This window comes from Spirosoma fluviale (genome assembly GCF_900230225.1).
Taxonomy (GTDB): Bacteria; Bacteroidota; Bacteroidia; order Cytophagales; family Spirosomataceae; genus Spirosoma; species Spirosoma fluviale.
The window spans coordinates 1-19216 of the sequence record NZ_OCNH01000011.1 but is presented as its reverse complement, the minus strand read 5'-3'; the positions used below and the strand labels follow the sequence as shown (position 1 = coordinate 19216).

The window sequence follows — 19216 nt, the reverse complement described above, 5'->3', positions numbered from 1 at the left end:
TTCTGGGATTACACGTTTATACACTATCGTGTAGCCTCTTTCCAAAATCCTGACTACTCATTTGTCGTCAGCTCTTCCTGTGTGCTTACTCATTTCCTATCGTAATTATACTACTTGTCTATGTCCACCAGCTACGCATCTCTCAGTGCTCCCCAATCTGCCATCCATGAGTTTAAACGGGCGTCTGTCTTAGGATTGTCGTTTTCGTTAGGATCCTACCATCAAATTCAGGAGGCCATTATTGCCGCAGCCAGACGGAAGGAGTCCAGAATGGCCTGTCTGGCAAATGTTCACATGACTGTTGAAGCGACCAATGACCCTGTATTTGGGGAAGTTGTAAATGGGGCCGACTGGGTAGCAACCGATGGGATGCCTTTAACCTGGGCGCTGCGGTTGCTGCATGGTATTCAGCAGGAACGGGTGGCAGGCTTTGATTTATTTTCCGATTTGATCAGACGTGCAGCGGAAGAGAACCTTTCCATCTTCTTCTACGGCTCTACCCCAAAAATGCTCGATGAAGTTGTCGGGAAGTGTGGGGAATTGTATCCTTCCCTTGACGTTGCCGGTAGCTTATCGCCCCCGTTTCGGCCACTTACCGAGCACGAACAGGAAGATGTAATCGCACATATCAACAATTCAGGTGCCCAGCTTGTTTTTGTGGCCCTTGGCTGCCCAAAGCAGGAGCGCTGGATGCAGCAGATGCGGGGTAAGATACAGGCCGTTATGGTAGGCGTGGGTGGCGCGTTGCCCATTTTTACCGGTACGCAGGGTCGATCGCCTAACTGGATGCGGAACGCCGGTCTGGAGTGGGCTCACCGGCTTGCCATGGAGCCAAGGCGGTTGTTTAAACGCTATGCTATTACCAATTCACTGTTTATTATTCGATTAGCCCGTCAACTCCTGAGTCAATGAACAGTCCCTGTACCTATGCTGTCAATAAGCTTTACGTCTGACGTTTAGCATGGGCTGTACTGTTTACGACCAACTTTATTGCTGACGTATAGTACATTGGGTTAGAGTCAGTCATTCCATTTTTTACGCTAATGCAAATGCATAAATGGTCCTTAAACCCGGCGAAATAGGTACGTTCAGGCTCGCTTTCTTTATTGGATTAGTTACTCTGCTGATTAGTAGTTGTGGCGAGAAGAAATTTACGACTCTTTCATATCCTATTTTTGCCGTTTTTGATTCGGATAATGAGGGCTGGCAAATCAGCAAGGGAGGTATTGCAGGATACAGTCAAAGGGGAGGTAATCCGGGTGGTTTCTTCTATGGAGACGATGAGGGGGGGAGTGCCTGGTATTTTATCGCATCAACTCGTTTTGTTACCGAAACCCGAACCGGATATGGTCAGCTCCTTCGTTTTGATCTTGAACAGGAAGTAAACGCTTTTTTGCCTAACTACACCAATGATATTACGCTGTCGGATGGTCAAAGTACATTGACCTTTGATACTGCTCATAACCCTGGGACAACCTGGACACCTTCTTCGGTCAGACTGGACGAATTAAGTGGCTGGAAAAAAGGGTCTGTCGGGGTGACGAAATCAGAATTTCAACGGGTCCTGCAAAATTTGACTGATTTAAGAATCAGGGGTGATTTTAAAGGAGGCCCTGTCAGGGGTGGGTTAGATAACGCAACGCTTTACTAGCACCGAACAAACCAACGCCTGTCCGAAACAGGAGCGCTGGATGAAGCAGATGCGCGGAAGGATGCTGGCGGTTATGGTGGGCGTGGGTGGAGCGTTACCCATTTTTACCGGTACACAGGGCCGTTCGCCTAACTCGCTGCTTGTTACCCGATTTACCAGTCAGATTCTCTTTTGGGATTAGTAGGTCACTGGATTAAATCAAATCAGTAAGTGAGAGAGAGCTCAATAAGAACTCAATTCGCTTGTCATTTTTCTGAAATATAATCATGAGTATTTTAGCAAAATGATTCATGAAAAAGGTACTAACTTATTCGCATTTCAACTAAATCTAATGTATGAATCCAAACGAGCGTTTTATTTATATTGATCGACTTAAAGGTGTGGCTATAGTGTTGGTAGTAATTGGTCATATAATACAGTTCAATACTGTTGAGTCATCTCAAAATGTACTTTTTGGCATTATTTACTCGTTCCACATGCCTTTATTTATGTTTATAAGTGGTTATTTGGCACAGAAAACAGTTAAAGACTCTATTTATAATAATTATTTGCTTTTTCTAAAAAAGAAGGCGCAGTCGTTACTAATACCTTATTTCGTATGGTCTTTGGTAGTGGATAAGTTATTTTTTGTAGAAGAAATACATTATAGTTTAAAAGACCCCATTACCCTTATCAAAAATGGCTCTGGCTTGTGGTTCTTACTATACCTGTTTTTGTTATATCTAACCTATTCAGCTTTTTTTTATGTGTCTATAAAGATAAATAAAAGGATATATGTTTTGGTAGATATTCTAATCATTTGTCTATTGCTTCTTTGTTTTGTTCTTGTGAAGAAAATGCAACTCGTAAGTTATATAGATTCACTAACTCTATATTTCCTATTTTTCTTCTCTGGAGTTATTATTTCAAAATATCAGAAAATTAAAAATGTGATGTTAGAGAAATATACTTTTTCAATATTTCTTACAGTATTTTTGATCTTGTCAATCCACTATAAATTTACTGATACAAGCCTTTTCAATAAATTAATTAAATTAATCGTTGCTTACTCCGCCATAATGGCACTTTATTACATAACGATAAAAATAAGCTGGAATGCGTTTGTTGACAGGTGCATCAGTTATTGTGGACGAAATTCACTAATTATATATGCTACTCACTTCAGACTTGCAAAATTAGTTTCAGGCCTATTTCTTCTCCCACACCTTGATGTTGTCCCTTTAGTATGCATCAGCTTATTTGCTTCCATTATTATTATTTGTATCAGCTTTGGAATTGCTAAAGTAGTAGAACTTTCTCCGCTGTTAAATTTTCTGCTCTATGGTAAATCAGAACGGAATTTTCTGATTAAATGATATTGCAAGAAGTTTATTGCAGTACAATAATCAAAAAGCAAAATTTGCCTAACCATGTGCTCAAATTTGCTGTCAAATACCTTTTAAATTAATTCCTTAGTTAATGTTTTATTTCTGTATATGATCTATTTAAAGGTCAACCAGCTTATAGCCACAGTTATTACGACCTTATTGCCTGCTAAGAGATGGAGTCAAGCTGCTTTCACTATGTCAGGTTTGCTGGCCTACTATTATCGATTGTTCAAAGGCCACAAAGTCTACAAGTATAACTACACCGTTGGGATCAGTCGCGCTCATAAGCTTAACCACTTATTGGCGTTGATGACCCGGCTTGGTAAGCCTTTCCCGATCACGATTTGTGCCCAGGGCTCGGAACTTTTCCTAAAGCCAAGACCTAAAGGGTTGATTCTCTGTTCGACGCATATACCACTTTCTAAAGTAGCTATACGCCACTTGATGGAGCATGGCTTCACGCCAACAGTGGTTTTGGCAACTAACCCAGACGTGATTGATTCTATCGCAATTTGGGGACGCACAGAAACGATACCCGCAATACGCACCGGGCCTTTTGTTTTGCAGAAAGCTAAAAGCGTTCTGCAGCAAGGAGGTTCCATTGTTGTGTTGGTTGATAGGGAATTAGGTGGACCTTATTCCCCGAACGTGTTTCGTCTGGCTGAAAAAATTAACGCAGACATCATTTTTTTTGATGCGATCTTACAAAGACAGGGAGTGGTTAACGTGCGCTTTCACGAATCGGAATGGAATGGTAAAAGTCATGCTGACCGCGTTTCAAGGCAAATGGACGAGTTATACAGGCATACAACCACCTTACTACAGCAGTATAGCTATAGTTAATAGTTGTCCAAACCGGCATAGGCACTACTGAGTAATAAACTACTGATTGCTAGCGCACAAAAACAAAACTTACCCGAAGCCGACCATTCTACAACTATGCAACGTGACCACGTCCATATCCTTCAACCTGGGTTCTAGATAATACAAATAAAAATTAAACATTGATCATGAAAAAAGCATTGATTACCGGCATAACCGGACAGGACGGCGCTTATCTGGCCGAGCTATTATTAGAAAAAGGATATGAAGTACACGGCATCAAACGCCGTAGCTCGCTTTTCAACACGCAGCGCATCGATCACTTATACGAAGACCCACACGACCGGAATGTTCATTTCAAACTTCACTACGGCGACCTGTCCGATTCGACGAACATTATCCGCATCATTCAGGAAGTTCAGCCCGACGAAATCTATAACCTCGGTGCCATGTCGCACGTGCGGGTTAGCTTCGATGAGCCCGAGTATACCGCTCAGGTCGATGGCATTGGCACCTTACGTATATTGGAGGCCGTTCGATTGCTGGGCCTGACCGAGAAGACCCGCATTTATCAGGCATCGACCTCCGAACTCTACGGCGGTGTGCAGGGTCACGCGCAGTCGGAAACAACTCCTTTTTATCCTCGTTCGCCTTATGCGGTAGCCAAACTGTATGGCTACTGGATTACGGTCAATTACCGCGAGGCTTACAACATGTATGCCTGTAACGGGATTTTGTTCAACCACGAATCGCCGTTGCGGGGCGAGACCTTCGTTACCCGAAAAATCACCCGTGCTGTAGCGCGTATTGGTCTGGGGTTACAGGACAAGGTGTATTTGGGTAACATGGATTCCCTGCGCGATTGGGGTCATGCCAAAGATTATGTGGAAGCTATGTACCTGATCCTCCAGCAGGAAAAGCCCGAAGATTTCGTCATTGCCACCGGTATCACCACCAGCGTTCGGGATTTTGTCCGGATGTCGTTTGGTGAGATTGGCGTTGAACTGGCCTTTACCGGCGAGGGCGTAAACGAAGTAGGTACGGTTGTGAGTGCATCTAATCCTGATTTTGCCGTTGCCATTGGCAAAGAAGTAGTATCGGTCGATCCGCGGTATTTCCGTCCAACCGAAGTTGACTTACTGCTTGGCGACCCAACCAAGGCCATGACCCAGCTAAACTGGAAGCCTAAATATGATTTGCCGGCGCTGGTGAAAGACATGATGGATGCCGACATCGACCTGTTCCGTCGGGACCAGCTTCTGGCCAGCAGCGGTCATCAGGTATTGAACTATTTTGAGTAGATCGCCACGTTGCCTGTCTGCTTAACCGACAGGACCCATTTATAGACCGTATCTGTACCAAACCAGCATCATCGGTGAGCTTCTTCATCGGTGATGCTTAGTCTTTTAATAGTGTGGAAAAAAACGCAAGTATTTATGTTGCCGGGCACCGGGGCATGGTGGGTTCGGCCCTTGTTCGCAAGCTCCGGGCCGAAGGCTTCAACAACCTCATAGTTCGTACGTCGTCGGAGCTGGATCTACGTAACCAGCGTGCGGTTGCCGATTTTTTCGAGGAGGAGCGTCCGGAGTATGTGTTTTTAGCAGCCGCCAAAGTAGGTGGCATTCTGGCTAATAACATTTACCGGGCTGAATTTCTGTATGATAATTTACTGATCGAGGCCAACATCATTCACAGTGCCTATCAGAACTCGGTCAGGAAGCTTTTGTTTCTGGGTTCGTCGTGTATCTACCCCAAACTGGCTCCGCAACCGCTTAAAGAGGAGTACTTGCTCAGTGGCTACCTCGAAGCCACCAATGAGCCCTATGCGATTGCTAAAATTGCGGGTATCAAATTATGTGAGGCATATCGCAACCAGTATGGCTGTAATTTTATATCGGCGATGCCAACGAATTTATACGGGCCAAACGATAATTATGAGTTACAGGGATCGCACGTGTTACCGGCGCTCATCCGTAAGTTTCACGAAGCTAAACTAAACGGCGACGCGGTGGTAGAGGTATGGGGCACCGGTTCTCCCAAACGTGAGTTTCTCCATGCAGATGACCTGGCAGCTGCCTGTTTTTTCCTTATGGAAAATTACGACGATGAGCTGTTTGTAAATATTGGCACTGGCGAAGATGTGTCAATCAGGGAACTGGCCGAACTAGTCAAAGAAACTGTTGGCTTCGAAGGGGATTTGCAGTGGGATCTATCGAAACCAGATGGTACTCCTCGCAAACTCATGGATGTTTCGCGAATTCAAAACTTAGGCTGGAAACACGAAACTCAGTTAAAAGACGGCCTTAAACGAACGTATCAAGACTTTCTGGTCAACGAGGTTCAACTATTGTCCTGAAATACAGTACTACCAACAAAATTTGTAAAAAGTCCTTCACGGATGGCAGAGGGGGTAATTTCTTCCATCCGTGAAGGATAAATCATAGGCGATTAGTCGATTAATATAATCTGTGTAAAATAGACAAGCGAGATATTAATTCAAGATTAAAACATAAACTAGTTAATGATAAAGGACTATCCTATTGGTATAAATAACTTAATTGTTCATATTTTTTAACTTTGGGTCTTTTATTGTTATTAAAAATGGTATTTGAGTAAACTTGCGATGTAATTTGTTCTTAAGCAGGAATATTAAATCTACCATTTAATGAACTGGTATATATTGTGTACAAAGTCTAGAAAAGAGAAGTCCGTTTCAAAGTACCTGGAGAAGGTTGGTATTGAAGCCTACTGCCCAGTAATAAGGCGTCAACATAAATGGTCTGACCGGATTAAGGTTGTCGAGGAACCGTTATTTGCCAATTACTGCTTTGTTAAAGTAAACGAAACGGATCGATCGAAGGTTTTTGTCAATTCAGGGATTATCAAATATCTATATTGGTTAGGTAAACCGGCTATTCTGGCCGAAAGTGAAATTGACTCAATCAAGTCAGTGTTGAGTCAATATGACCATAGTAAAATTACCGTTAACGATTTTCAGTCTAATGATAAGATAGCGATTAAAAGTGGCGCATTTATCAATCAAACGGGTACGGTTCTCCAGCGGCAGGGAAACAATATTGTAATTTACATGGAGGCTATACAAATGTGTATAAAAATAAATTTTAATACCACATCAGTATCAAAACTTTAACGTTTTGAGCGTCTTTTTAGTATGATGGAAACTTCTTCCATTAATGAATTTCTATACGGAATACCATTCAATAAACATTGAATACTTTCACCAGAGAGGAGGCATTCGTTAAATCCATTTAAACGGAATTACTTATTCTAGTTTAGGATGCTTCTTTAATTTTCGCCTAACCAAAAAAAATGTCAATCAACCTTAAAGACGAGAAGGTAATTCTTAATAGCAAGAAAAATTCTCAAGTAACACGTCAGGCTATATTAAATTCTTTTCGCGCTGTTGTAGCCAGAAAAGGGCTTGATCAAATTTCTATAAGAGAGGTTGCTGAGGAAGCGGGTGTAAGTGCCGTTTTAATATATAGGTACTTTGGTGGGCTTTATGGATTAATTACGACATTTATACAAGACAGTGATCTGCACCCAAAATGGGGAAGACTTGATCAATTGTTTATAAAAGGATTAACGGAGGAAAATATTTCGAAAGTATGGTATCTGCATTTTAGACAGGTAATTAACAACCATAGAGAATTAAAGGAATATAGAGAAATACTAAAAGCAACCATAAAGTCAGATCAGGAAACCGGTATGAAAATTGGTAATCTATTAGATGATCAGCTGGTAGATTTTTTTAGTAATGTTCCTGCGGTTAAAAATGTCGATACTCAGATGATCTCTACTTTACTTATAGGTGGATTGTCCTATATATCAATATTAGCCTCGGATAATAAGCAGTTTATGCACATGGATTTTAACTCTGAAGACAACTGGCAAAGGATTGATTCTGCGATTAAAACCATTTTGCTGTCGCTTAATACCACGGATGAAAGTAAGGTTTAATCTAATGCGGTTCACTTGCCGGGTTATTTCAACTCGCGAAGCTAGGGTCATTAGAAGCTGTTTGAGTTAATCGCTTTGGCCACAAAGCGCTAACCCCAACAGCTTCTTAAAAAGAGAGTTTTCTTTTAAAAAATTGTAGCGTTTCTAGTCATGAACTGTACCTTAGACGTACTTATTAGTTATTCCAACGAGGATAAAGCTACTGCCAGCAAATTGCTGGAATGTCTTGAATTGAACGAACTGGTCTGCTGGATTGCTCCACGAGACATACAACCATGTAAAACATGGCATAACTCTATTATATCAAGTATTCAAAATGCCAATACATATCTGGTTATACTGAGTAAACGATCTATTCAGAGAAAAGAGATAAATGAAGAAATAGAGAAGGCAATATCGCTCAAAAAATATATCATCTTTTTTCAAGTAGAAAAGTTGGAATTGCCTTATCGACTGCAAACCCAACAATACCTGTTTACGTGTATCCAGGGCTATGACAGACCTGAAGAAGATGTACTCAGTCAGTTGAAAAATTCCCTGTATCTATTCAGGATCAAACGTGACGCTGGTATTTTTCCGCCAGCCAGAGAAATAAATGAGCAGGCGGACTTTCTACAGAATGGCAAAATCGATTATCTGAATCGGAATTTTGACAGAGCTTACGAATACTTTATCCAGGCTGCTAATGCAGGTTCGGCGGAGGCTTTTTTTTACCTTGGCGAGATTTGCCGCAAACGTGAGTGTAATCAGTCTATTCTGGAAAAGCCAATCGTTTTTTATAAAAAGGCCATAGACTTAAAATCAGCCATTGGTTATTGGGGATTAGCCGAGTTACTTGATACAAAAAAAGAAACGGCTAAAATCGCCATGCAGTATTATAAGCAAGTTAGTAACGCAATTGCAGAAAAGGCGCTTGACGAAGATGGCTATTGCTGCTTTTTATACAGCATAATGTATAAAGAAGGTAAGGGGCTTGACAAAGATGAAACGCTGGCATTATGGTGGCTTCAACGCGCCATTAAATTTGGGTATAAACTTCCTGAGCCTTCGATAAAAAGATCAATCATTACTTATGGATACAGGTGGTAACCAGGAGCTAAAAAGCTATCTTCTGTTCTGCTCATAAGATAAATTATTGTGATACGATAGTTCTTATTGGTTAGACTAATGTATTCTGCAGGCACTAAACCCTCCGTTACAAGCTTAAAAGTGAGCCCCGTTGCCTCATAATCTGCTATACGCTTTGATATTATCCCAGTTTGGGGGTAAACTGCATGTATAGTAAAAGTTACGGTGGGTATTGACAGCCGAAGTCTATTGGACTTCGGCTGTTTTGGTTAAATACCATACCCAAAATAAATAAATGTAGAACGACTGTGGCGTTCTTTTAAGCGTTCATACATTTGTTATTTATACAATAGAAGTGATGTCAAACAGCCTGAACCTACTGGGTGATGGCTGTTTTTTTAGTGCCCATTGTCTCATAAATCGTCACCACCCACAACAAAGCTTTGGCAGGCTTGTATTGTCAGTGATTTAAGTATAAGATGTCGAGTTTTTACAGCCGTCAACTTTTAGGGGGCGGCTGTTTTTATACATTATTGACAGCAGTTAACAGCCGAATCATCACTGCCTGAGCTCCTTGCACTGTAGTGTAAATCAATGTTGTAGCAATTTAGTCAGGCTGTTACCAAATCAATTGTATTCTGAACATACTGGTATGTATAGAGAATATCGGAAGATTGAAGTGGGCCCATCTATTACTCTGCCAATATATTCGTTCGATCGGGTTATGTCTGGGCCAAGCCGGAACGGTTTTCTGTAGCGGTATGGCCTGAACAAAATCGCTAACGTTTGTTCAACTTTCATTTTGGAAGAGTACTCGTGCGCCTGAGGGGTGCTTAAATCAGCTTAACCAGAATTTTGGTGCCTGGGTCCCTGGAGACTCAACGCCTTCAGGTGATAAAGATAAATTTTATCACCTGAAGACATTATCAAAATCAGGCGATTTCAGAACTGGTATCGATCAGCCAACGCCAAATAGTAAAACTACAGTGACCTCATAAATGGAACCTCCTGCTAAACAACCAGATCGGATCAGTTCGTTACGTTAAAATCCAAAGCTGCGACGGGAGTAGCCGGTTTGTTTGGATCTATAATCGAATAAACGAACCCAGCAATATCGGGGGCTCTCTTTAACGCACTTACGATTTCCTGATAGGACTCTGTTACGCTAAAGGGTTGACCAATTCCCACTACATAAATACAACAGCCAGCGGCCATATCCATCACTGTGGCAATGTGCGCTGCATCGAATAAGGTTTTCTTTGAACTAACTGTAACCTCAATAAATCTTGCCATAAGTAAGGTGTTTACTAAACTTATAAATGTACTATTTTTTAAGCAAACATCTCTTTTATGTTGACAGAGACTTGACCGAAGGTCTAGTTATTCCGACTGCAAGCAGATTTTTCGCCTATTAAAAGCTGTGGCTTAGGCGTGTGTGCCTACAAGCGTTGGAAAATCAACCGTCGATCGGGTCTGAGGAATCGGTGACACCGACACAACAAGGGTTGCCAGTGCGTTCTTCGTTTCCTCGTCGATCATCATTACCCAATCTGTTTGAATAACCTGATGCGTTTTATGTCCTATGGGATCATGAACTACCGCATTCGTTGCCTCTCTTCTGGCTATTGTTATGTTTATTTCCTCTCCTTCTTTGAATGTAGGTACAAAACTGAAATAACCATCTGCCAGTATGTGGCCAGCTTTCTGGTCGGAGGCAGGTTCAAAAAATATCACTTTCAGATTCTCGGATTGATTACTCATTGGTATGCGTTGTGGTTAGAGACTAAGATGAGTTCATAACCGTCCCTCCGGGTAAAATGTTATGGCTTTTGGCTCACTTTCGTTAGTTGAATACACAACTTTATCGGCATACACAGTCAAGCAGTGTGAAGGCAATTCGTGGTTGAGTGCGCGCGACGAAATAACTTTCTGCCATAGCCCTACTGATATTGACTAATAGTTTTTTGCATAATACTAGCAATGGGCGTACTTTTGTGGCTCTTTAGGTGGCAGAGGTGAGCTTTGGTCTTGGTAGAACACTTTTTCACTTCAGCCACTTTACCAATTAAGGTCCCGTAGCTCAGCTGGATAGAGCATCTTCCTTCTAAGAAGGCGGTCATTGGTTCGAATCCAATCGGGGTCACTTTGATAATCAAGCAGTTAGCTAATTAGCTAGCTGCTTTTTTTATTTCGGTTGAAACAATGGTTGAAACATCTTGACCTATTGCTTACTTTCTGAAATCTAATAATCCAGTTCTAACCAATCATTCGGGTTGTAATCCTCATCTGGTTCAGGTATTCGCTTACCGCCTGAATAGTCAACAATTTGAATAAAGATGTTCGGCGGTTCATTTAAAATTTCGTCGGTAGTTAGTAAGTGCTGGCTACCGTCCTTTAAAAGACCGTACACCGTCCCGGCTATGGTATCGTTTATAATCCATCGGTACGGACTGTTTACCCGTTGCTGGCTTGTTCGATATTGCCGTAAACTGTTGGTGTTCCCTAAAAAAAGATCGGCAAGCAATTGACGTTTGCCGTTTATCGTATTATGGCTCATTTTGATTCAGGGACTTTTCTACGTCCGTTGTCCGGTATCATACAAATAGTTAACGGTTCGTAACGTGTGAACGCCTGAATATCTTTATAAGGCATCGTTACTTGCTTGCCGTTGTGATAAAATCTTACTTGATCGTTCGGGCAGGGGTTGGATGCTCCAAGTTGATTTACAATGACAACAGCACCGGGGCCGTTAGACTGGCACAGTTGCTGTTTCGTCCCTTCATTAAATTTTCCTTTCAAAATTTTAGTTATTAAGACGATCTTTTCGGCTCGTTTCATTTTTAATTTGGTTAGTATCCAAAAAAATAACAAATTATTAAATGCTGTTGTATTATTTATGCCAATTGCATTATTGGTTATTTGTTAATATGTAAAAATAAAAGTTTATAAAATGAAAAATCATGGTATTCAAATAGTAACAACTTCAATGAAAAATTTTACTTTTCCATGAGTTTAATTTCTGTACTGAATGGAATATGTTCTGAAGCTTTTAAAACCGTGTTCTTTAATTCTTCAAAATTGACTTTCTCGAACATAACTTCATATTTTGATTGAGCAATGTTAGCTTTGTTAAATGTACAGTTAAAATATTCTAGTTTATTTGTCAAATGTATAATATTTACTATAGATCGTGCAGGGCATTTTAGTCCAAAATTAATTTCTCGCAAAGCACCTATATCAAATGCACAAGTCTTACTTCTCTCCATTAAAAATCTTACTTCTTCTTCATAACGCCAATCTGCTGATTTCCTTAGAATAGCATTAGAGATAGATTTTGAAATATCAGTAATGTCAAAAAAGTATGGTTCGTTATTATATTCAACATTATCAAACTGAGTAAATTGTTTTGTAAGCATCTCATAATCAAAGCCCAAGCATACTCCCTTGTGGCTATCAGCATAATGGCTCCACATCAAAAAATTATCCTTATTACCTGCAAAGCAACATATGCCAAAATAAGTAAGCTGCTTTTTTACTCCTTCTAAAATAGGAGTTAAGCAATTTTCAGGTTCTTTTTTATACATATCTGAGTGATATTCATAATTTTCTTTTGAAAAGGAAGCCTGCTTCATAAAGAATTCAAAATTTTCATAAGAAGGTAATTCCTTAAGCGCAAAGTGGCAATCATACGGATCGTTGAACTGATTTATCGTTGAGAAATAGAGTTGATTACTAATTAGAAGATCGAATAAATATTCATTTATCCGGTAGAATTTATAAATTAACTTCTTCATTGTTGTGTCTTGTTATTGGTTAGATGCGGTATTCAATTTGTCCGTCTGGGTATAGGTCGTAGCAGTTTACCGTACCATCCGAATAAATATCAATATGATAGGTCGGTTCGTTGGGGTCTTGCTCCATAGGGTTGTTGTCAGTTCCGAGATTTAACGTCAGGTATATTGGCTCTTGACTTTGCCGTAGATCGGCAAGCTGTTTAGATGTGGCCGTACCTGTTACCAATGCCGTTAATAGATGAATCTTTTGAGTTCGCTTCATAGCTGTTAGTAAAGGGCTTTAAAGCGGTCGGCTTTGTAGCTATGCAATTGCTCAAGACTCATTGCACCAAAGTCAGGCATAGGCGGAGGTAATACCCCTGTTTGCCTGTATTGCTTTTGCCGTATACGCTCGTATTCGGTTTGTAACTCCTCGTTTGTCCATTGTGATAAGTCAGGACTAAGCGGTTTTCTTAGGCTGGCTAAAGGGGCCGTTTGCCCCTCAAATAGCTTGAATAAGATTCGTGTCTTTAATGACCGATTCAGGCCGGTTAAATTCATGGTTAGTCTAGTTTAGCCATTGCCTTATTCAACAAGTCGTCTACCTGTTCGTCCGTCAGCGTCGATAGGTCTATTTTCTGTTCCCGTTGTTTGGGCACTACGTATTCCATGAATTTAAGATAGGCTGCTACCCGGTCTTTTGGCTCCAACGCTTCTAAGTCGGCTTCAATCGAATCAAACTGGTTGTCGATTAGCGCGGCTATTTTCGATTTAATATCAAGGGTTGCCCGGTTGGAACTGCCTGTTTTACGACCGCCTGTTTTTTCGCGTCCTTTTTCGAATGCCATAGTAAGGAGTTAGTTTTTAAGGGTGTAGATCGTTTCTTTTTTGCTGGCGGCAACGCCTAACCATTCGGGTAAACCTTTCTTTGGTTCATCCTCTGTTTGTTCAGACCTGAGTTCAACGCTGTTTAGTTTGGGCATGACATAGGGCAACAGAGCGGTAAGTAATCGCGCCCGGTCGGTGGGTTCCATTGCGGCCAATGTATCTGGCAACTCGTCTAAAGAGGTTTGAACAATGGCCTGTAACTGGTGCCGTAATTCCTTTACAGCCTTGTTCGGGGTGCCGGTTGTTCGACCGCCGGTTTTGCTCCGTCCTGTTTCAAATGGCATGAGAAATTCTATTTTTATTCTATTTTAGAATGAAGCTCTTTAACATATTCCGTTGGCCGGGTTGCAAGTAGGTTGCTTTTTACCTTACTTGGTAGCCCTTTAAATATACAAAAAAGAATGCAGCTTACCGCCCGCACACCGGCAAAATCCCTTGATCGTGTTTATGCTCTTCAACCCGCTACCCGTGACCAAATTGAGCGACTTAAAACCAGTTACTTAAAGCTCTTACCCCTTATAAATGAGAAGGAAAGTGAGGAGAACGTAAAAGATCATTTGATGGACTTTTTGAAAGAGGTCTATTACCGGGATGCTCACGTTGTCGCGCCAAAGGGTAAAACGGATTTTGTGATTCACTTAGGCAAGGACGCTACTACTCAGGCCGGGGTACTGTTTGAGGTCAAGCGTCCGGCCAATAAAGGAGAAATGATAACCCGGCAAAACCTCAACGTCAAAGCCTTTCACGAACTGCTTTTATACTACTTTCAGGAACGGCAACGCTCCCAAAACAGCGACATTCGACATTGTGTCATTACCAACGTATTCGAATGGTTCATCTTTGACGCGGCCTTGATTGATCGGCTATTTTATCGCAACGCTCATTTAACCAAAGAGTACAAAGCCTGGGCAACGGGCCAAAAGGTAAGTAAGAACAATGACCTGTTTTATAATGAAATTATAAAGCCCTTTTTGGCCGAACTAACCGCCGAAATACCGTTTACCTATTTCGATATACGGGACTATCAGAAAATAGTAGCCGATGCCGACAAAGTAAACGATAAGGCTTTACTGTCGCTCTATAAAATACTGTCTCCTACGCATTTGCTGAAGTTGCCAACGGCTACCGATAGCAACCGCCTAAACCCTAAATTTTATTCTGAACTCTTACACCTCATCGGTTTAGAGGAGGTCAAAGAAGGCGGCAAAAAGGTAATACGGCGCAAAGAAGCAGGCAAGAGAGATGAAGGCTCATTACTTGAAAATACATTAATCGAACTGGATTCATCCGGTAAGTTCTACCAACTTCACGACCGTAGCCAGTACGGAGCAACAACGGATGAGCAACTGTTTAGCGTTGCCTTAGAACTGTGTATTACGTGGGTAAATCGGATTCTATTTCTAAAGCTGTTAGAGTCGCAATTGGTCAAGTATCACGGCGGCAACAAAGACTATACCTTTCTGAACCGGGAAACGATACCTGATTTTGACGAACTCAATAAGCTATTCTTTCGGGTATTGGCCCGTAAACCGTCCGAACGTCAAGCATCTATTCAAACCAAGTTTGGCCGGGTGCCTTACCTAAATAGTTCGCTGTTTGAGACAACGGAATTAGAAAATGATAGTATAGGGGTCAACCAGCTAGATAACGGCCTGACGTTGCCTATACTTCGTAATAGCGTTCTTAGTGATAACCCGGCTTATAAAAACACCAAAGAGGTAAGTACGCTGGCCTATCTGTTTGCCTTCTTAGACGCGTATGATTTTGCATCTGAAAGCCGGGAAGAAATACAGGAGAAGAACCGGACGCTGATTAATGCCAGTGTACTAGGGTTGATCTTTGAGAAGATAAACGGCTACAAAGACGGTTCATTCTATACGCCGGGCTTTATTACAGAGTATATGTGCCGCGAAACAATCCGTAAGGCGGTAGTCCAAAAGTTCAACGATGCCAAAGGTTGGGATTGTAAAGACTTTGCCAACCTTGAAAACAAAGACCTTGATCGGGCTGAAGCCAATACCCTGATTAATGAAGTTCGCATTTGCGACCCCGCCGTTGGCTCAGGTCACTTTCTGGTATCGGCCCTAAACGAACTGATAGCCGTAAAGTCTGATTTAGGCATCTTACAGGACGCGACCGGCAAGCGGATAAAGGATTATACCGTTAGCATCCTGAACGATGAACTTATTGTACAGGATGAGGACGAAACCCCGTTTCAGTACGTATTGCAAGCGACGGGTAAACCAACCGCCGAACGCCAACGGGTACAAAAGACCTTATTCCATGAAAAGCAGACTATTATTGAAAACTGCCTGTTTGGAGTTGATATAAACCCGAACTCAGTAAAGATTTGTCGGTTGCGGCTATGGATTGAATTGCTAAAAAACGCTTACTATACTGATGAATCCGGTTTTATGGAACTGGAAACATTACCCAACATTGATATAAACATTAAACAGGGTAACAGCCTGTTAAGCAAGTTTAGCCTGACAGAAGATTTAAGCGACGTTTTCAAAAAGCAGAAGTTCAGCCTACGCACGTATAAAGACGCGGTAACAGCCTATAAGGACGCAAAGACAAAAGATGCTAAAGCCGAACTGCAACGCTTCATTAACGAGATAAAAAGCCAGTTTCGCGAAACAGTTATTAACCGTGACCCCCGCCGTAAAAAGTTGGCTACGTTGCGCGGGCAACGAATGCTGTTAGACAATAACGTGGACGTTTTCGGCAATTTTATCAAAGACCCTAAGTTAGTAGCTGCTGAAATAACGCGAACTGAAAAACTCATTGAACAAATTGAAAACGAGATTGCCGACATTGAAAACAACGCTCTTTATCGCGGCTCGTTTGAATGGCGGTTTGAGTTTCCTGAAATCTTGAACGAGAAAGGAGACTTTATAGGCTTTGATGCCATTATTGGTAATCCGCCTTACATTCGACAAGAGGAATTAGTCGAGTCAAAAACATTATTGAAAAAAGATTTCCCAAAAACCTACACGGGTACTGCTGATTTATATGTCATGTTCGTCGAGCATGGCTTACGTATTTTACGACCTAAAGGTCATTTTGTGTTTATCATTCCAAACAAATGGATGAGGGCCGGTTATGGCTTGAACCTCCGTAAATGGTTAAAGACGTTAGCCATTGAGCAAATTGCTGACTTTGGCGACCTACCCGTTTTTGATGAAGCGATAACCTATCCAAGTATATTGAGCGTTCGAAACGCGCCCGCTTCTGAGCTATTTCAGGCTGTTATGATTGATACGCTAAACTATACTAATGGTTTAACGACCTATATCCAAGCTAACAGATTTGACATATTAAATGAGAGTTTACAGGATGAGGGGTGGCAATTAACCAACGTTGCCAAATTACAATTAATAGCTAAATTACGAGTAGGGAGCAAAACACTTGGAGACTATATGGACGGTAAGATATACAGAGGTGTATTGACGGGTTTGAATGAAGCTTTTGTGATTGACAGAGCTACCAAAGATCAACTTATTGCAGAAAATCCTAGTAGCGCGGAGATAATAAAACCCTTTTTGGCTGGTCGCGACGTAAAACGTTACCAGACGCCGATTATAGAAAAATACATAATTTTTACACGTCGTGGTATATGCATAAATGAATACCCCGCTATTTTAAATTATTTAGAAAGCTTTAAAGAAAGGTTGATGCCTTGCCCGAAAGATTGGAAAGGGGAATGGAAAGGTCGTAAACAAGGAACATATAAATGGTATGAGATTCAAGATGCTGTTGATTATTACAAAGAGTTTGAGAGTTCCAAAATTGTTGTACCCGCTATCATTAAAAGACCCTCAAATTTGCTTGACACGTCAGGTTGTTACTCAAACGATAAAACAACCATAGTTGCAACGGATAGTAAATTTGTCTTAGGCATTATGAATTGCAAAGTTACTGACTTTGTGATGCAACAAATTTCATCGACAAAGCAAGGAGGCTATTTTGAATATAAACCTGTTTACATCTCTCAAATCCCTATTCCATACGCTATAGATTTCCGAAAAAAACAAATTGAAAAGCTAGTTACTGAAATTCAGCTAGCAAAATCTGTTGATTCAACCGCTGATACCTCCGCGTTAGAAGCAGAGATTGATCAATTGGTTTATGGGTTGTATGGGTTGACAGAGGAGGAAATAGCTGTAATTGAAGGAAAGTAATTAGCAACTTTTATAGTATTTTATGTAATTAACCCTAACAAGCATTATGAAAACAGAAGAGTATGGAAATTTTGAAGAAAAAGGTGATATTTTTCATAATGGTGGTGTAAAAATATGCTTTAATGTTGACCAAATGTTTGACCTATTAGAAAATTTAATAAAAAGGGAAGATTTTATTTTTCGTGGCTGTCCCGAAGCGAAGTATAAAATATATAATTCTGCCCAAAGATATTATATAGGAAATGAATTATATAAGCAAGTAAAGGCTGAGGACATGAATAAGCATTATACTGAATTTATCAGTAATCTTATTGAAGAATGTAAAAATTGGAATAATTCAACAGTAAGCAATTTGTTGTTGAATTCTGGCATAAATGGAAATAACTGTATACCTTATTTAAGCTTTATGCAACATTATGGTGTTCCTACTCCTTTAATAGATTTTACCTATGATCCATATGTAGCATTATTTTTTGCGATTGATGGAGAAACGTATAAACCTTCAGACGTTGAAATTGATAATTACTTTTCATTATATTATACTTTCCAGAGCATGGGCGCATTTGCTGGTTGGCAGGCTACTTTTGATGAAAAGTTCAAAAACAATGCTCTTACATACGATGAACTTTCTTATAACGAAATGCAGATATTAACTCCCAAAAGGGCCGAACTAGGTATTATAAATAATACAAATATTATAAATCAAAAAGGCTTATTTTTCTATAATAACGATCCGACCCTTCCTTTGGAAGAAAATTATTTAGAGTTCATTCAATACCTAAAAAAAGAGATGGGTGAAGATAAGATGAAAGAGTTTGCTATAACAGAAACCTTATTAAATTGTATAAATTTCCATAAATCTTTAATTCCATATATAAAGAAGAAATTAGATGATTTAGGTATAACTAGAGAATATATATATCCTGATTTTTATAGAATGAAAGATAAGGCATTGACAAGTGCAAGTATTAAAGCATTAAATACGCTTGTTCATGTCAGTGATGAAAAGCCTTTCTGGGAGGTTTAATTATCGAATTCTATTAATTTTACTTGTTAAGAGTAAAAATATATAGCCTTGTTTTTTGAAAAAATTAAACTCTAGTTGGAAATATCCCATTCGGCTGGATAGTTGTGGCATAATTCAACTGTCAACCGTTCAAGCTGTGATTCATAAGGTTTAAGAATCGAACCGGGCTGGGCCAATTGTTCAGCTATAGAACGAGCGATGAAAGGGCCGGGGTTAGCCGGTCGGGAACTACTATTAGCCTGTTCTTTTGGATAAATCGGTTTTGTTAAACCGTTGCGGATTCCATCCCGAATTGTTTTCTGTGACTTTGTGAAATTCGGCCACTCGCTTGCTACGGTTTCTAACGCATAAATAGCGGTATGTTCATCTATTCGGCCCGTTGCGATATATCCACCGGCTAGGGTTGCCGCTTTCAATAGTGTTAGGTGTCGCTGGCCTTCTGTTGCCGCTTCAGT

General features: G+C 40.6%; 20 protein-coding genes, 1 tRNA gene and 1 pseudogene. 13 read left to right on the top strand and 9 right to left on the bottom strand.

Going from position 1 to position 19216, the window contains the following annotated elements:
- Positions 1–120 precede the first annotated feature (120 nt).
- The 10 genes from CRO74_RS31070 to CRO74_RS31025 all read left to right on the top strand — a co-directional run bounded on the left by CRO74_RS31070 (position 121) and on the right by CRO74_RS31025 (position 8910).
- Positions 121–912 (top strand): WecB/TagA/CpsF family glycosyltransferase, encoded by a 792-nt coding sequence (locus CRO74_RS31070; RefSeq protein ID WP_097132236.1) that lies wholly within the window; start codon positions 121–123, stop codon positions 910–912.
- A gap of 145 nt (positions 913–1057) precedes the next feature.
- On the top strand, positions 1058–1651 hold the full coding sequence (locus CRO74_RS31065; RefSeq protein WP_097132234.1) for a laminin B domain-containing protein: 594 nt from the start codon (positions 1058–1060) through the stop codon (positions 1649–1651).
- On the top strand, positions 1632–1832 hold the full coding sequence (locus tag CRO74_RS31060; protein ID WP_262508263.1) for a WecB/TagA/CpsF family glycosyltransferase: 201 nt from the start codon (positions 1632–1634) through the stop codon (positions 1830–1832). The genes CRO74_RS31065 and CRO74_RS31060 overlap by 20 nt, the downstream gene beginning before the upstream one ends.
- A gap of 154 nt (positions 1833–1986) precedes the next feature.
- Complete coding sequence (locus tag CRO74_RS31055) at positions 1987–3006, top strand: acyltransferase family protein (RefSeq protein WP_097132230.1); 1020 nt, start codon at positions 1987–1989, stop codon at positions 3004–3006.
- Between the two features lie 120 nt (positions 3007–3126).
- The gene (locus CRO74_RS31050; RefSeq protein ID WP_097132228.1) at positions 3127–3861 is read left to right on the top strand and encodes a hypothetical protein; all 735 of its coding nucleotides are present in this window, start codon (positions 3127–3129) and stop codon (positions 3859–3861) included.
- Between the two features lie 167 nt (positions 3862–4028).
- Entirely contained in the window at positions 4029–5141 is a 1113-nt protein-coding gene (gene gmd, locus CRO74_RS31045; protein WP_097132227.1) for a GDP-mannose 4,6-dehydratase, read from the top strand.
- A gap of 113 nt (positions 5142–5254) precedes the next feature.
- On the top strand, positions 5255–6196 hold the full coding sequence (fcl, locus tag CRO74_RS31040) for a GDP-L-fucose synthase (protein WP_097132225.1): 942 nt from the start codon (positions 5255–5257) through the stop codon (positions 6194–6196).
- Between the two features lie 309 nt (positions 6197–6505).
- On the top strand, positions 6506–6991 hold the full coding sequence (locus tag CRO74_RS31035) for a UpxY family transcription antiterminator (protein ID WP_097132223.1): 486 nt from the start codon (positions 6506–6508) through the stop codon (positions 6989–6991).
- A 179-nt stretch (positions 6992–7170) separates the two neighbouring features.
- Positions 7171–7821, top strand: a complete 651-nt coding sequence (locus tag CRO74_RS31030) for a TetR/AcrR family transcriptional regulator (protein ID WP_097132221.1) — start codon at positions 7171–7173, stop codon at positions 7819–7821.
- A gap of 150 nt (positions 7822–7971) precedes the next feature.
- The gene (locus CRO74_RS31025; RefSeq protein ID WP_097132219.1) at positions 7972–8910 is read left to right on the top strand and encodes a toll/interleukin-1 receptor domain-containing protein; all 939 of its coding nucleotides are present in this window, start codon (positions 7972–7974) and stop codon (positions 8908–8910) included.
- 1008 nt (positions 8911–9918) lie between these two features.
- Here CRO74_RS31025 and CRO74_RS31020 read toward each other — a convergent pair.
- Together CRO74_RS31020 and CRO74_RS31015 are read right to left on the bottom strand one after the other, a co-directional pair.
- Positions 9919–10182: a hypothetical protein gene (locus CRO74_RS31020; RefSeq protein ID WP_097132217.1), complete on the bottom strand. Its 264-nt coding sequence runs from the start codon at positions 10180–10182 to the stop codon at positions 9919–9921.
- Between the two features lie 132 nt (positions 10183–10314).
- On the bottom strand, positions 10315–10650 hold the full coding sequence (locus tag CRO74_RS31015) for a hypothetical protein (RefSeq protein WP_097132215.1): 336 nt from the start codon (positions 10648–10650) through the stop codon (positions 10315–10317).
- 308 nt (positions 10651–10958) lie between these two features.
- Between CRO74_RS31015 and CRO74_RS31010 the strand changes: the two genes are divergently transcribed.
- Positions 10959–11032, top strand: a tRNA-Arg gene (locus tag CRO74_RS31010).
- Positions 11033–11442: 410 nt separating this feature from the next.
- Here the strand turns inward: CRO74_RS31010 and CRO74_RS31000 are convergent.
- The 6 genes from CRO74_RS31000 to CRO74_RS30975 form a co-directional block, all read right to left on the bottom strand.
- Positions 11443–11727: a hypothetical protein gene (locus tag CRO74_RS31000; RefSeq protein WP_097132212.1), complete on the bottom strand. Its 285-nt coding sequence runs from the start codon at positions 11725–11727 to the stop codon at positions 11443–11445.
- A gap of 158 nt (positions 11728–11885) precedes the next feature.
- Positions 11886–12683 (bottom strand): DUF2971 domain-containing protein, encoded by a 798-nt coding sequence (locus CRO74_RS30995; protein WP_097132209.1) that lies wholly within the window; start codon positions 12681–12683, stop codon positions 11886–11888.
- A 19-nt stretch (positions 12684–12702) separates the two neighbouring features.
- On the bottom strand, positions 12703–12945 hold the full coding sequence (locus tag CRO74_RS30990; RefSeq protein ID WP_097132207.1) for a hypothetical protein: 243 nt from the start codon (positions 12943–12945) through the stop codon (positions 12703–12705).
- Positions 12946–12950: 5 nt separating this feature from the next.
- On the bottom strand, positions 12951–13223 hold the full coding sequence (locus tag CRO74_RS30985; protein WP_097132205.1) for a hypothetical protein: 273 nt from the start codon (positions 13221–13223) through the stop codon (positions 12951–12953).
- 2 nt (positions 13224–13225) lie between these two features.
- On the bottom strand, positions 13226–13510 hold the full coding sequence (locus CRO74_RS30980) for a hypothetical protein (RefSeq protein WP_097132203.1): 285 nt from the start codon (positions 13508–13510) through the stop codon (positions 13226–13228).
- A gap of 9 nt (positions 13511–13519) precedes the next feature.
- A complete protein-coding gene (locus CRO74_RS30975) occupies positions 13520–13834 on the bottom strand; it encodes a hypothetical protein (protein WP_097132201.1) in 315 nt (104 codons plus the stop codon).
- A gap of 117 nt (positions 13835–13951) precedes the next feature.
- Between CRO74_RS30975 and CRO74_RS30970 the strand changes: the two genes are divergently transcribed.
- Positions 13952–17734 (top strand): class I SAM-dependent DNA methyltransferase, encoded by a 3783-nt coding sequence (locus CRO74_RS30970; protein ID WP_097132199.1) that lies wholly within the window; start codon positions 13952–13954, stop codon positions 17732–17734.
- A gap of 46 nt (positions 17735–17780) precedes the next feature.
- Positions 17781–18761 (top strand): FRG domain-containing protein, encoded by a 981-nt coding sequence (locus CRO74_RS30965; RefSeq protein WP_097132197.1) that lies wholly within the window; start codon positions 17781–17783, stop codon positions 18759–18761.
- A 71-nt stretch (positions 18762–18832) separates the two neighbouring features.
- Here the strand turns inward: CRO74_RS30965 and CRO74_RS30960 are convergent.
- A pseudogene (locus CRO74_RS30960) lies at positions 18833–19216 on the bottom strand (hypothetical protein); the annotation flags it as partial.

What these genes read in the sequence shown, in the direction of transcription:
- CRO74_RS30975 (WP_097132201.1), bottom strand. Translation starts at nt 13,834, where the DNA reads ATGCCATTTGAAACAGGACGGAGCAAAACCGGCGGTCGAACAACCGGC.
- gmd (WP_097132227.1), top strand. Translation starts at nt 4,029, where the DNA reads ATGAAAAAAGCATTGATTACCGGCATAACCGGACAGGACGGCGCTTAT.
- CRO74_RS31065 (WP_097132234.1), top strand. Translation starts at nt 1,058, where the DNA reads ATGGTCCTTAAACCCGGCGAAATAGGTACGTTCAGGCTCGCTTTCTTT.
- CRO74_RS30995 (WP_097132209.1), bottom strand. Translation starts at nt 12,683, where the DNA reads ATGAAGAAGTTAATTTATAAATTCTACCGGATAAATGAATATTTATTC.
- CRO74_RS31055 (WP_097132230.1), top strand. Translation starts at nt 1,987, where the DNA reads ATGAATCCAAACGAGCGTTTTATTTATATTGATCGACTTAAAGGTGTG.
- CRO74_RS30980 (WP_097132203.1), bottom strand. Translation starts at nt 13,510, where the DNA reads ATGGCATTCGAAAAAGGACGCGAAAAAACAGGCGGTCGTAAAACAGGC.
- CRO74_RS31035 (WP_097132223.1), top strand. Translation starts at nt 6,506, where the DNA reads ATGAACTGGTATATATTGTGTACAAAGTCTAGAAAAGAGAAGTCCGTT.
- CRO74_RS31000 (WP_097132212.1), bottom strand. Translation starts at nt 11,727, where the DNA reads ATGAAACGAGCCGAAAAGATCGTCTTAATAACTAAAATTTTGAAAGGA.
- CRO74_RS31015 (WP_097132215.1), bottom strand. Translation starts at nt 10,650, where the DNA reads ATGAGTAATCAATCCGAGAATCTGAAAGTGATATTTTTTGAACCTGCC.
- CRO74_RS31050 (WP_097132228.1), top strand. Translation starts at nt 3,127, where the DNA reads ATGATCTATTTAAAGGTCAACCAGCTTATAGCCACAGTTATTACGACC.
- CRO74_RS31020 (WP_097132217.1), bottom strand. Translation starts at nt 10,182, where the DNA reads ATGGCAAGATTTATTGAGGTTACAGTTAGTTCAAAGAAAACCTTATTC.
- CRO74_RS31025 (WP_097132219.1), top strand. Translation starts at nt 7,972, where the DNA reads ATGAACTGTACCTTAGACGTACTTATTAGTTATTCCAACGAGGATAAA.
- CRO74_RS30970 (WP_097132199.1), top strand. Translation starts at nt 13,952, where the DNA reads ATGCAGCTTACCGCCCGCACACCGGCAAAATCCCTTGATCGTGTTTAT.
- CRO74_RS30985 (WP_097132205.1), bottom strand. Translation starts at nt 13,223, where the DNA reads ATGAATTTAACCGGCCTGAATCGGTCATTAAAGACACGAATCTTATTC.
- CRO74_RS30990 (WP_097132207.1), bottom strand. Translation starts at nt 12,945, where the DNA reads ATGAAGCGAACTCAAAAGATTCATCTATTAACGGCATTGGTAACAGGT.
- CRO74_RS31070 (WP_097132236.1), top strand. Translation starts at nt 121, where the DNA reads ATGTCCACCAGCTACGCATCTCTCAGTGCTCCCCAATCTGCCATCCAT.
- CRO74_RS30965 (WP_097132197.1), top strand. Translation starts at nt 17,781, where the DNA reads ATGAAAACAGAAGAGTATGGAAATTTTGAAGAAAAAGGTGATATTTTT.
- CRO74_RS31030 (WP_097132221.1), top strand. Translation starts at nt 7,171, where the DNA reads ATGTCAATCAACCTTAAAGACGAGAAGGTAATTCTTAATAGCAAGAAA.